The sequence below is a fragment of the Mannheimia sp. ZY171111 genome (genome assembly GCF_017750945.1).
Taxonomy (GTDB): domain Bacteria; phylum Pseudomonadota; class Gammaproteobacteria; order Enterobacterales; family Pasteurellaceae; genus Mannheimia; species Mannheimia pernigra.
The window spans coordinates 1562931-1575495 of sequence record NZ_CP046532.1 but is presented as its reverse complement, the minus strand read 5'-3'; the positions used below and the strand labels follow the sequence as shown (position 1 = coordinate 1575495).

The window sequence follows — 12565 nt, the reverse complement described above, 5'->3', positions numbered from 1 at the left end:
TTTATGCTCTATTTGCAATCTTTAAATTGGTCGATCATTTGCGGATTTTGTGCCAAGTCAGTCACAACCCATTTTGCAATTTGACGAACATTATTGACCACTGCACGAGGGGTAATAGTCGCACCTGTGAATTGATCAAATTCTCCGCCATCTTTTTTCACATTCCACTCTGATTCGTTTCCTAAGCTAAAATGTTTATTTGTAAAAGATAAAATCCAGTCTGATACTCGAGTTTCAATTTTATCACCCAATCCTGGTGTTTCTTTATGTTCAATCGTTCGTACACCTAGCACATTGCCATTTGGCTCAATGCCTACCAACAGCACAATATTGCCTGAGTAGCCATCTGGGGCTGTGCTTTGAATTAAGTAAGCGGTTCGTTTTTCCGATTTTTTTGCAAGATAAATATGATTTAAATGGGGTAAATTTTCAAGATGAATAATTTTACAACTACTTAGCACATCATTATCAAAATAAGTTTTAGGTACCACTTCCTCTAGTAATTTGCGTTGTTGCATTGCAGTAACATCATCAATTCTGCTTTTAGTGAGCAGATACACACTAGTTAAAACAGCGGTGCTTAACAATGCAATCAAGCCTAAAATTAAGGCATATTTTAAAGTGATTTTTGAGATATTCATTTATCTTTTATCCAATTTTGTGCCATAAATTCTTGGCTGTGTGTAATGATCGATTAATGGCACGCAAATATTTGCCAATAAAACGGAAAAGGCGATTGCATCGGGGTAATTGCCGTAATAGCGAATGATATAAAGCAAAATTCCCACTAAAGCACCGAAAATTAACTTTCCTTTTGGTGTAATAGAAGCACTTACAGGATCGGTTGCAATGAAAAACGCACCGAACATCATTGCCCCGCTAAATAGATGGCTTATAAAATGCAAATGTGCTTGTTCAGTAAAGAGTTCGGTAAGAGCACTTAACACAAAAAAAGCCACAAGCAGAGAAGCAGGAATTTGCCAGTGGATAATCCGCTTATAAATCAGCACAAGCCCACCGAATAAAAAGGCGATATTAAGTTGAAACCACCCTGTTGCAAACAATCCATCAAAAATCGGAGTGTTCATTACTCTATCAAAACCGAACTTTGCCAAACTGCTTTTCATACTGTCTAACGGTGTCGCTTGTGCAATCCCATCAACGCTATTAACCAATTGATGAAGACTAAAACCATCGCTGGTAACATCACTGAAAATTAACGAAATCGCATCATTGAATGTGGGCGGTTCGTTTAATAAATCAATTGGCACAAGCCAAGATGTCATCTGTACTGGAAAAGAAACCAATAGCAACGCATATCCAACCATTGCAGGGTTAAACAAATTCTGCCCTAAGCCGCCGTAACTGTGTTTTGCTAATAACAATGACGAAATCACACCAATTACAATAATCCAATAAGGTGCATAAGGTGGGATCGACATTGCTAAAATCAATGCAGTCAAAATACCAGAGATATCCGCCAAATAGAAAGCGGTCGTTTTTTTGCGTAATTTTGCAATCCCAATTTCAATAATAATTGCCAAAACAACGGCGATCATTATTTGAATTAGTACCCCAAAACCAAAATAATAAAGTTGAACGCCAAGTGCTGGTAACATCATCGCAATTACCCACAACATAATATGTGCGGTAAGATTGCTTGAATGGGTATGGGGGGAACTAACTATTCTAAACATTATATAAAAGCCTTTATCAACATTTTGCGAAAAGCACGACTATTACAATTTCGGCAAATTCAGATTAAAACGAATCGCCAACAAGCGGATAATAATGACGGTGAAAACAGTGGACAAATACACCCAATCACTTTCCAATCCAAATGAATTCGCTGTTACAAAAATCACACCGCCAATCAAGCTTACTGTAACATAAACTTCTTTTTGCAACACAATTGGTACTTCGTTTCGTAAAATATCTCGAATGACTCCGCCAAAACAGCCTGTTACTCCACCCAGTGCCACACAAATTAATGGATGTAGCCCAAAATCTAAGCCTTTTTGCACACCTATTACGGTAAATACACCAAGCCCAATTGCATCAAAGACCAATAAACTGGTCTGCCAGCTTTTACGGGAAATTTGATTACGGAAAATGGCGGTAATGACCACCGCGAGGGTAATCATCAACACATAAATCGGCTGTTTCATCCAAAACACGGGGGTTGATCCAATCATCATATCTCGTAACGTACCACCGCCAACACCCGTAACAAATGCCAAAATAAACATACCGAAAATATCCATTTTGTGCTGGCGAGCAGCGATTGCCCCCGAAATCGCAAACACAATCGTGCCAATTAAATCCTGAATAAACAGGAACGACCAAGGCAAGGGAGGGATTAGTTCGCTAAACATTTTCTTCTCCCAGCTGTTTTTTCTCCTGCTCAGCTTGCTTGCGAGCTTTTGCTCGGGCAAGGGCTGCCGCCACTGCTGCTTTACGTGGATCTGTTTCGGCAATTTCAGCTTCACTGTTTGCAATATTTTCCGATTTTTCGACCGCTTGTTGAGCGGCTTTTTTCGCTTTCGCTCGGGCAAGGGCTGCCGCCACTGCTGCTTTGCGTGGATCCGTTTCGGCAGTTTCAGCTTCACTGTTTGCAATATTTTCCGATTTTTCGACCGCTTGTTGAGCTTCTTTTTTCGCTTTTGCTCGGGCAAGGGCTGCCGCCACTGCTGCTTTACGTGGATCTGTTTCGGCAGTTTCAGCTTCACTATTTGCAATATTTTCCGATTTTTCAACCGCTTGTTCTGCTTGCTTGGCTAAACGTCTGGCTTTGCGTTGTGCCATTACATCGCGATTATCAGGTTCGCCGTTGGATTTTACTTGCACGTCTGTTGGAGCTTCTGGCACGGTTTCAGCTGCTTTTTTCGCTTTCAAGCGTTCAAGAGCCGCTTTTACAGGATCGACACCACCTTCATTTGCCACGTCTTCACGGCGTTTTTCAGCTGCTTTAGTAATCCGAGCGGTACGGGCATCTCGTTCTTTTTGTAAACGAGCCTCTCTTGCTTCAAAACGGATTTTAGCCTCTTCTGCTTTGCGAGCTTTTTCCTCAATTTCATTGATTTTCGCTTTTTCTTGGCGGAAATATTGAATGAGCGGAATATAGCTTGGGCAGACGTAAGCACAAACGCCACATTCAATACAAGCATCTAAATTATATTCTTTGGATTTATCGTGATCTTCTGCTCTTGCAAACCAATAAAGCTGCTGAGGCAATAAGCCAACAGGACAAGCATCTGAGCAGTTTGAGCAACGAATGCAACTACGCTCTGGCTCAGGCGGCGAATATTCAAAATGGTCGGGGGCAATTAAACAGTTTACCGTTTTGGTAACTGGAGATTGCAGCGAGGGCAAAATAAAACCCATCATTGGGCCACCTAAAAATACAGGAAAACGTTTATCTGCTTGATAATCCACTTGTTCCAATAAATGCTGAATGGGTGTACCGAGCCTTGCCCATACATTGCCTTTATTACGAATTTTATCGCCCGTTAAGGTCACAACTCGTTCAATTAAGGGCTCGTCATCAATAATAGCTCGTTTAACCGCATAGGCTGTGCCAACATTGTGCATTACAATCCCCATTTGAATGGTGCGTTGTCCTACGGGAATTTCAAGCCCAGTTAAAACTTGGATTAATTGATCTGATGCACCAGATGGATATTTTGTTGGAATGGCACGCACAAACATATCATTTGAGCCTTTTAACGCCTCTTCTAATGCTTTAATAGCGTGCGGTTTGTTATCTTCAATCGCAATCACCACTTCTTCAGGGCGAAGCACATAACGCAAGATCCGAATACCTTCAATCAGATCGTGCGTGCAATCTTGCATTAGGCGGTCATCACAAGTGATGTAAGGCTCACATTCCGCTCCATTAATCACGAGCAGTTTGCAGCGTTTATCCGCTAGGCTTAATTTTGTGGCGGTTGGGAACACTGCTCCACCAAGCCCTGCAATGCCATATTCGTAAACTTTTTGGATAATTTGATCGCTTGTAAGGCTTAAGAAATCCTCAATCGGTTGCCGTTCAACCCATTCATCTTTGCCATCCGTTTCAATGATGATCGTCATTTCCGATAAACCCGATGCATGCGTTGAAACATAAGGCTCAATGCCGATAACTCGCCCAGATGTCGGACTGTGTACGGGTAATTGCCGGTAATGCTCACCTTTTGTGAGTGGTTGCCCTTTCAGTACAAAATCGCCCACTTTTACTATTAATTCACCAGGAAAACCAGAATGCTGAACCAACGGCACGTAGAAAAAGCGAGGTAAATTAAGCGTTCTAATTGGCTTGCTATTAGATTGGCTTTTATTTTCGATTGGGTGAATACCACCCGGGAAGTCCCATAATTTACTACTGGCTTTATTTTGACGGATTCTCTCAATCACTAAATTAGGATTGCTCATTTTTACCTCCGCCTGTTACTAATTTTTTCTGTAATTCAGTTGTATTTACTACAGGAATAATTAAATCTTGATCGAACTTCCAGTTCCACGATTGCGTGGTTTGTTTCACTGGAATCATTTCAATACAATTGGTTGGACAAGGTGCAACACAGAGCTCGCAGCCTGTACAGAGATCAGGAATAATCGTGTGCATTGCCTTATTCGTACCAATAATGGCATCAACAGGACAAGCCTGAATACATTTAGTACAACCAATACACAAATTCTCAATAACAAAAGCCACTTTCACTTCAGGTTCTTCTATACCATCCATTGGCGGTACGTCAATACCCAAAAGATCGGCAAGATTTACCACCAACGGCTGCCCACCTGGCACACATTTTGTAATCACATCACCATTGGCGATCGCCTCTGCATAAGGTTTACAGCCAGGATAACCACATTGACCGCATTGGCTTTGAGGCAATAACGCATCAATTTGATCAACGATAGGATCAGATTCCACTTTGAGTTTAATCGAGAAATAACCCAAAATTGCCCCGAAAATAAGTGCAATAACAGCAATAGCGATAAGAATATAAACGATAATTGGTAAATCAAGCATTAGAGTTTCACCAATCCTGTAAAGCCCATAAAGGCAAGCGACATTAGTCCTGCGGTAATTAAAGCGATAGCTGCCCCTTGAAATGGACGAGGTACATCAGCTGCCGCCAAACGTTCACGCAGTGCAGCAAACAGTACTAAAACAAGCGAGAAACCTACCGCGGCACCAAAACCATAAAGTACAGATTCAACAAGATTATTAGCTAAATTCACATTTAATAACGCAACGCCTAGCACGGCACAATTGGTGGTGATAAGGGGTAAATAAATCCCTAATAAACGATACAGCGTCGGGCTGGTTTTGTGTACGATCATCTCTGTTAATTGCACAATCACGGCGATCACTAAAATAAACACCAATGTGCGTAAAAATTGTGCATTTAACGGCACAAGTAGATAAGCCTCCACCAAATAGGCAGAGAGAGAGGCAACCGTCAGCACAAAGGTAGTTGCCATCCCCATTCCAATGGCAGTTTCAACCTTTTTAGAGACACCCATAAACGGACAAAGCCCTAGAAATTTCACAAGGACAAAGTTGTTTATAAGTGCTGTACTGATGACTAACAGAATATAATCGACCATAAATTCCACAATATAAAAAAACAAGCGGTCAAATTTGCATAGTTTTTTGCAACTTTTTGATGAAATTAGACCGCTTGAGCGTAATTCGAATAAAAATAACGTAATATTATCCCTTGTTTTTTACTCATTCACAATAAGAAATCATAGGTACTTTTTTAAGCCCAAAACTGCCCTATATTTCAAGGCAAAATTCAAGTAGAATAGGGCGAATTTTTTTGTGAGGAATCAAACAATGTCAAGTCAATTTGTATATACGATGCACCGTGTCAGCAAAGTGGTGCCACCGAAGCGTCATATTCTTAAAGATATTTCCCTAAGCTTTTTCCCGGGTGCAAAAATCGGGGTGCTTGGCTTAAATGGTGCAGGTAAATCCACTTTGCTCCGCATTATGGCAGGCGTTGATAAAGAGTTTGAAGGTGAAGCTCGTCCACAACCAGGCATTAAAATCGGTTATTTGCCCCAAGAGCCGAAGCTCGATCCACAACAAACCGTACGTGAAGCCGTAGAAGAAGCCGTAGCCGAAGTAAAAAATGCCTTAACCCAGCTGGATGAAGTGTATGCACAATATGCTGATGAAAATGCCGATTTCGACAAATTAGCAGCAAAACAAGCAGAACTGGAAGCAATTATTCAAACTCACGATGGTCATAACCTACAAAATCAGTTAGAGCGTGCAGCCGATGCACTTCGCTTGCCAGATTGGGATGCAAAAATCGAACATTTATCAGGGGGTGAACGCCGCCGTATAGCACTTTGCCGCCTATTACTTGAAAAACCAGATATGCTCTTATTAGACGAGCCAACCAACCACTTGGATGCAGAATCTGTGGCGTGGTTAGAGCGTTTCTTACACGACTACGAAGGCACAGTGGTGGCAATTACTCATGACCGTTACTTCTTAGATAACGTGGCAGGCTGGATCTTGGAGCTTGACCGTGGTGAAGGTATTCCTTGGGAAGGTAACTACTCTTCTTGGTTAGAGCAGAAAGAGAAACGCTTAGCACAAGAGCAAGCGACAGAATCCGCTCGTCAAAAATCCATTGAGAAAGAGTTGGAATGGGTACGCCAAAATCCAAAAGGCCGCCAAGCGAAAAGCAAAGCTCGTATGGCACGCTTTGAAGAGCTTAATAGTGGCGAATACCAAAAACGCAACGAAACGAATGAACTCTTTATTCCACCTGGCCCACGCCTAGGCGATAAAGTGATTGAAGTTCAAAACTTAACCAAATCTTACCGTGACCGCACGTTAATTGATGATTTATCGTTCAGCATTCCAAAAGGGGCGATTGTCGGCATTATCGGGGCGAACGGTGCAGGTAAATCGACGCTATTTCGTATGCTATCAGGTCAAGAACAGCCAGATAACGGCTCTATCGTAATGGGCGAAACCGTGGTACTTGCCTCTGTCGATCAGTTCCGTGATTCAATGAATGACAGCAAAACCGTGTGGGAAGAAGTCTCGAACGGACAAGATATTTTAACCATCGGCAACTTTGAAATTCCAAGCCGTGCTTATGTTGGTCGTTTCAACTTCAAAGGCATAGATCAACAAAAACGTGTCGGCGAATTATCAGGCGGTGAGCGTGGTCGTTTGCACTTAGCTAAACTTCTCCAACGCGGTGGTAACGTGCTGTTACTGGACGAACCGACCAATGACCTTGACGTAGAAACCCTGCGTGCATTGGAAAATGCGATCTTAGAATTCCCGGGCTGTGCAATGGTGATCTCGCACGACCGCTGGTTCTTAGACCGTATCGCGACTCACATTTTAGACTACGGCGATGAGGGCAAAGTGACCTTCTACGAAGGCAACTTCTCCGACTACGAAGAGTGGAAAAAGAAAACCTTTGGTGAAGCTGCCACCCAACCGCACCGTGTGAAATATAAACGGATTGCGAAGTAATAAACTAAAAAGCTCAAATCTATTCAGATTTGAGCTTTTTAATATCTCTATGTATAAAATAGAACTTATTTTTTACAAGAAGAAACCGCTTCAATAATTGAAATGCCCATAAATGTCGCATTTTCACATACAGGACCTGAACCATCGTGTCCACGTACACCAGTACAAGCAGCTAATGTTGCAACAACAGAGGCAATTGCAAAAAGTTTGATTGCTTTTTTCATATTTTTTCTCCTTTAAAGTTAAAAGCTCGGGCATTATATTAGAAATCACCTTTAAAAAAAACAATTTAATCATATCTAATGTATGTTTTTTATGCTCTCAATCTACTTTGCTACAATTGCGGTATAAATCTTCCTACAAGCGGTTCAATTTTGGTAGAATTTTACCAAAGCTAGGTTACAGAAAGGAAAAATATGACAGAAGAAAAACTTGTCCGCCAAGTGGTCTTAGATACGGAAACTACAGGTATGAATATGGCTGGAGGCCCTCCTCAAATCGGACATAATATTATTGAAATAGGTGCTGTTGAGGTTATTAATCGCCGATTAACTGGAAGAACTTACCACGCTTACATTAAGCCTCCGCGTAAAGTTGATGAAGAAGCAATTAAAGTTCATGGCATTACCAACGAATTTTTACAAGATAAGCCTGCTTTTGCCGAAATTGCTGATGAGTTCTTAGCGTTTATCAGCGGAGCTGAGTTGATCATTCACAATGCACCCTTCGATGTAGCATTTATGGATCAAGAATTCTCTTATCTTCAACATCCACCAACAAAAACCAAAGAAATTTGTACTATTACCGATAGCCTTCAGCTGGCACGAAAAATGTACCCAGGTAAACGGAATAATTTAGACGCATTATGTGATCGCTTAGGCATTGATAATAGTAAACGTGTACTTCACGGTGCCTTGCTGGATGCGGAAATTCTAGCAGATGTTTTCCTAATGATGACAGGCGGTCAGATTTCATTATTAGGTGAGGAAGAAGTAGAAAAAACATCAGCAACGATTGAAATTGAGACTGAGATAGAAGAACAATTTTCAGAGATAGTATTAAATGCTGAAGATGCTATTATTATAAAAGCCACAGATGAGGAAGAAGAATCACATTCAGCATTATTGAGATTAATTGAAAAGAAATCAAAAGGAAATTGCTTGTGGGCAAAGAGTGCAACAGAAGAAATAACACCGAATCATCATTAGTCTCAAAGACAAAAACCCAGCTTTTGCTGGGTTTTTAACTCGTATTTTACTGATTATTCAGCAACTACGTTTACAGTCACAGTTGCATTCACTTCTGGATGTAAGTGAACTTTAACTTCATGTTCGCCAGTTGTACGAAGTGGACCTTCGCTTAAACGAACTTCAGATTTAGCAACTTCAACGCCTGCTGCGGTTAATGCTTCAGCAATATCTTTTGCAGAAACAGAACCGAATAAACGACCATCATCACCTGCTGTTGCAGATACTGATACAGATGCAATTTCAGTAATTTTAGCTGCACGTTTTTGTGCTGCTGATAACACTTCTGCTGCTTTCGCTTCTAATTCAGCACGACGAGCTTCAAAATGAGCAATATTTGCTTCAGTTGCCATAACTGCTTTACCCTGTGGGATTAAGAAGTTACGAGCAAAACCAGATTTAACAGTTACTTTCTCACCTACAGAACCGAGGTGAGCAACTTTATCTAATAAAATAACTTGCATTGTACTCTCTCCTGATTATTGGTGGTTATCAGTATATGGAAGTAACGCAAGGTAGCGAGCACGTTTGATTGCACGAGCTAGTTGACGTTGATACTTCGCACGAGTACCAGTAATACGGCTAGGAACAATCTTGCCGCTTTCAGAAATGTAGTTCTTTAATGTAGCGATATCTTTGTAATCGATTTCAACAACATTTTCCGCTGTAAAACGGCAGAACTTACGACGACGGAAATAACGTGCCATTTGGCTTCTCCTGATCTATAAATTCAATTTGTTCGGTGTGTAAGACTAACTGATTTAAACCGTTAAAGTCTTTGTGAGTATGGATAAAACCCTTAATTCTCACACGCTCACCGAGCTTAATTTGTTGGGTTAAATAACTAAATTGATTGCCTGCCAAAATCACTTGAATTTTGCACCACGCTTGGCGTTCTAAATTGACTTCTGTTTGATTTGAACGGTGTTCTAACCAAAAACTGTAGTGTGGAACTCCAAGAGGGTTTAGGCTTTGTTTAATCGTTGTAGAAATTCTACCACTTAAGATTAAACAGTTATCAATTGGCGAATTATTCGCCTGCTTCCTCTGATTCAACTTCAGCTACCGCTTCAGTAACTTTGCTTTCTTTAGCTTTCACCATTAGTGATGCTTCAGTTACTGCTGCTTTAGTGTGAACGATTAAGTTACGAAGAACAGCATCGTTATAACGGAAGTTAGTTTCTAACTCGTCGATTACACTTTGAGGTGCTTCTACATTCATTAACACATAATGTGCTTTGTGAAGTTTATTGATTGGGTATGCTAATTGACGACGACCCCAATCTTCTAAGCGATGAACTTGACCGCCAGCTTCTTTAACAGATGCTGTGTAACGCTCAATCATTGCTGGTACTTGTTCGCTTTGATCTGGATGAACCATAAAAACGATTTCGTAGTGACGCATTGACTATCCTTACGGGTTAGCAGCCTCCAACGTTAGCCAGTCACCAACTTGTGGAAGCAAGGATTAAAAAAGGGATGTGACTGAACGGCAGGATTATACTGAAAAAAGCCTATTTTGCAAGCAACAATTCAGCTTTTTGCAAAAAATCCTAACAAAACAACCGCTTGTAATCAAACAAATAAATAAAGTACAATACGCAAACGTTTGCTTTCTCATTTTATCAAGGAATCATATGAATATTTTAATTATCGGAAATGGTGGTCGTGAACACGCTTTAGCTTGGAAAGTACGGCAATCTCCATTAGCAGATAAAGTTTTTGTTGCTCCAGGAAATGCAGGAACAGAAACCGAAAATGGTATTGAAAATGTTGCTATTTCAAGTACAAATTTAAACGCATTAGTCGCTTTTGCGAAAGAAAACAATATTGGTTTAACGATTGTCGGCCCCGAAGCGCCATTAGTTGCTGGCGTAGTTGATGCTTTTCGTACCAATGGTTTAACCATTTTCGGTCCTACTCAAACTGCCGCACAATTAGAAGGTTCAAAAGCATTCACCAAAGATTTCTTAGCTCGTCATAATATTCCAACCGCTGAATATCAAAACTTTAGCGAAGTTGAACCTGCCCTTGCTTATTTGAAAGAAAAAGGGGCTCCAATTGTGATCAAAGCTGACGGTTTAGCTGCAGGCAAAGGTGTGATTGTAGCGATGACATTACAAGAAGCTGAAGATGCGGTGCGTGATATGCTTTCAGGTAATGCGTTTGGCGAGGCAGGAAGCTGTGTTGTTATTGAAGAATTTTTAGATGGAGAAGAGGCTAGCTTCATCGTGATGGTGGATGGCAAAAATATTGAGCCAATGGCAACTTCGCAAGATCATAAACGCGTGGGAGAGGGCGATAAAGGCTTGAACACCGGCGGAATGGGAGCTTATTCACCTGCATCCGTTGTCACGCCTGAAATTCATCATCGTGTGATGGAAGAAATTATCTACCCAACTGTGCGTGGTATGGCAAGTGAAAATAATCCTTACACGGGCTTTTTATACGCAGGTTTAATGATTATGCCAAATGGTCAGCCTAAAGTGATTGAATTTAATTGTCGCTTTGGCGACCCTGAAACACAGCCAATTATGATGCGTTTAGAGTCCGACTTGGTTGAACTTTGCTTAAAAGCCTGTGCGGGCAAATTAGACACGATTAAATCCAAATGGTGTGAACAAGCAGCTCTTGGTATCGTCCTAGCTGCCCAAGGCTACCCTGCCGATTATCGCAAAAGCGATGAAATAACTGGTATTCCTACCACCACACAAGATCAAAAAGTTTTCCTTGCTGGCGTGGAACAAAAAGAGGGCAAGTTACTCACCAACGGCGGACGTGTACTTTGTGTAACCGCATTAGGTAACAGTGTATTTGAAGCCCAGCAAAAAGCCCTTGGACTTGCCGAACAAATTAAATGGACAGGCAAATTCTATCGGCGAGATATTGGTTATCGGGCAATTGCTAGAGAGCAGGCAAAATAAGCTAAAAAAATAAAGGCATACTCTTGTATGCCTTTATTTTTGCGGCTATAAGCCACTTTATTTGCAACCTAAATGGGCAATTAATGTGCTTTGTAAAAATTTGCCCAAAAACAACCGCTTGAGCTGATTATTGGTGTTGATGATTTTTGTGAAGTTTAATCCAATTGTAATAACCGTAAATTGAGTTACAAAGATACATCACATACATCACCAATAATGGCAAGCTGGTTTCACCATTTTGGAAATACACCGCACTCCAGAGCGAAATCGTCATAATATTGACGATAATCCACAACGCCCATTGTTCACGGTATCTTAATACCATCAGAATTTGTGCGACAATTGAAATAACCACCGTTGCACCATCGAGTAACGGTAAAGCACTGTCTAAATATTTCAGTAATTCAACATAAAGAAAAGTCCCAACAATGGCTGAAATAATCACAATCCCCCACTGCTTAGCAGTTAGAGCTTTTGCTATCACTTCCTCTACCCCTGCATTATTCACCGTATTTTGGCTTGTCATATTTTTACGCCAGAAATAGAACCCGATAAATTGCACTGGTACATAAACGAGTAAATTTAACATCATTTCCCCATAAAGCTGGAAAGTGTAGGAAATATAAGCGTAAAGTGATACAGAAATTAAGCCGAAAAAGTAGTTGCTAATTTTTCCTTTACCAACAAAAACGACGCATAAAATACCCGTAATTGCAGCAATGGTGGCAATCCAGCTATCTGGCTGGTATATGAAAATGCCAATTTGAATCGCAAGAAAAGTCAATAACCAACCTGCTTCAAATTTAGTCCAACCACCAAAGAACTCTTGTTTTAATTTTGTTGAAAATGATAAATCGTGCATATCTGTCTCCAAT

General features: G+C 40.8%; 15 protein-coding genes. 3 read left to right on the top strand and 12 right to left on the bottom strand.

The annotated features are described in order from the left end of the window. Nucleotides 1-8: 8 nt before the first annotated feature. Genes rsxG through rsxA form a run of 6 tightly spaced genes read right to left on the bottom strand, consistent with a single transcriptional unit; the run spans nt 9 to nt 5616 of the window. On the bottom strand, nt 9-641 hold the full coding sequence (gene rsxG / locus GM698_RS07620; protein WP_209289205.1) for an electron transport complex subunit RsxG: 633 nt from the start codon (nt 639-641) through the stop codon (nt 9-11). Then, nucleotides 642-1697 (bottom strand): electron transport complex subunit RsxD, encoded by a 1056-nt coding sequence (gene rsxD / locus GM698_RS07615; protein WP_176808920.1) that lies wholly within the window; start codon nt 1695-1697, stop codon nt 642-644. Between the two features lie 42 nt (nt 1698-1739). Then, complete coding sequence (locus tag GM698_RS07610; RefSeq protein WP_176810315.1) at nt 1740-2375, bottom strand: trimeric intracellular cation channel family protein; 636 nt, start codon at nt 2373-2375, stop codon at nt 1740-1742. Continuing rightward, complete coding sequence (gene rsxC, locus GM698_RS07605; protein WP_209289204.1) at nt 2368-4431, bottom strand: electron transport complex subunit RsxC; 2064 nt, start codon at nt 4429-4431, stop codon at nt 2368-2370. Before rsxC ends, GM698_RS07610 begins: the two co-directional genes overlap by 8 nt. After that, a complete protein-coding gene (rsxB, locus tag GM698_RS07600) occupies nt 4418-5035 on the bottom strand; it encodes an electron transport complex subunit RsxB (RefSeq protein ID WP_209289203.1) in 618 nt (205 codons plus the stop codon). The genes rsxC and rsxB overlap by 14 nt, the downstream gene beginning before the upstream one ends. After that, a complete protein-coding gene (gene rsxA, locus GM698_RS07595) occupies nt 5035-5616 on the bottom strand; it encodes an electron transport complex subunit RsxA (RefSeq protein ID WP_209289202.1) in 582 nt (193 codons plus the stop codon). The genes rsxB and rsxA overlap by 1 nt, the downstream gene beginning before the upstream one ends. Nucleotides 5617-5848: 232 nt before the next feature. Here rsxA and ettA point away from each other — a divergent pair, with 232 nt between their 5' ends. Further along, the gene (gene ettA / locus GM698_RS07590; protein ID WP_209289201.1) at nt 5849-7519 is read left to right on the top strand and encodes an energy-dependent translational throttle protein EttA; all 1671 of its coding nucleotides are present in this window, start codon (nt 5849-5851) and stop codon (nt 7517-7519) included. A 65-nt stretch (nt 7520-7584) separates the two neighbouring features. Here the strand turns inward: ettA and GM698_RS07585 are convergent, their stop codons facing one another. After that, entirely contained in the window at nt 7585-7743 is a 159-nt protein-coding gene (locus GM698_RS07585; RefSeq protein ID WP_176812790.1) for a hypothetical protein, read from the bottom strand. 192 nt (nt 7744-7935) lie between these two features. Here GM698_RS07585 and dnaQ point away from each other — a divergent pair, with 192 nt between their 5' ends. Then, nucleotides 7936-8727 (top strand): DNA polymerase III subunit epsilon, encoded by a 792-nt coding sequence (dnaQ, locus tag GM698_RS07580; protein ID WP_176808926.1) that lies wholly within the window; start codon nt 7936-7938, stop codon nt 8725-8727. A 53-nt stretch (nt 8728-8780) separates the two neighbouring features. On the opposite strand, the gene rplI is transcribed toward dnaQ, so the two are convergent. The 4 genes from rplI to rpsF are packed head-to-tail and all read right to left on the bottom strand — an operon-like array spanning nt 8781 to nt 10171. After that, the gene (rplI, locus tag GM698_RS07575; protein ID WP_176810319.1) at nt 8781-9230 is read right to left on the bottom strand and encodes a 50S ribosomal protein L9; all 450 of its coding nucleotides are present in this window, start codon (nt 9228-9230) and stop codon (nt 8781-8783) included. A gap of 15 nt (nt 9231-9245) precedes the next feature. Beyond that, nucleotides 9246-9473 carry a 30S ribosomal protein S18 gene (gene rpsR, locus GM698_RS07570; protein ID WP_005598105.1) on the bottom strand — a complete coding sequence of 76 codons (228 nt, stop codon included), beginning with the start codon at nt 9471-9473 and terminating at the stop codon, nt 9246-9248. Beyond that, nucleotides 9448-9822 carry a primosomal replication protein N gene (gene priB / locus GM698_RS07565; RefSeq protein WP_176808928.1) on the bottom strand — a complete coding sequence of 125 codons (375 nt, stop codon included), beginning with the start codon at nt 9820-9822 and terminating at the stop codon, nt 9448-9450. Before priB ends, rpsR begins: the two co-directional genes overlap by 26 nt. After that, on the bottom strand, nt 9797-10171 hold the full coding sequence (rpsF, locus tag GM698_RS07560) for a 30S ribosomal protein S6 (RefSeq protein WP_176808929.1): 375 nt from the start codon (nt 10169-10171) through the stop codon (nt 9797-9799). Before rpsF ends, priB begins: the two co-directional genes overlap by 26 nt. A 232-nt stretch (nt 10172-10403) precedes the next feature. Between rpsF and purD the strand changes: the two genes are divergently transcribed. Beyond that, nucleotides 10404-11690, top strand: a complete 1287-nt coding sequence (gene purD, locus GM698_RS07555; RefSeq protein ID WP_209289200.1) for a phosphoribosylamine--glycine ligase — start codon at nt 10404-10406, stop codon at nt 11688-11690. 127 nt (nt 11691-11817) lie between these two features. Here purD and pnuC read toward each other — a convergent pair whose 3' ends face one another. After that, entirely contained in the window at nt 11818-12552 is a 735-nt protein-coding gene (gene pnuC / locus GM698_RS07550) for a nicotinamide riboside transporter PnuC (protein ID WP_209289199.1), read from the bottom strand. Nucleotides 12553-12565 lie beyond the last annotated feature (13 nt).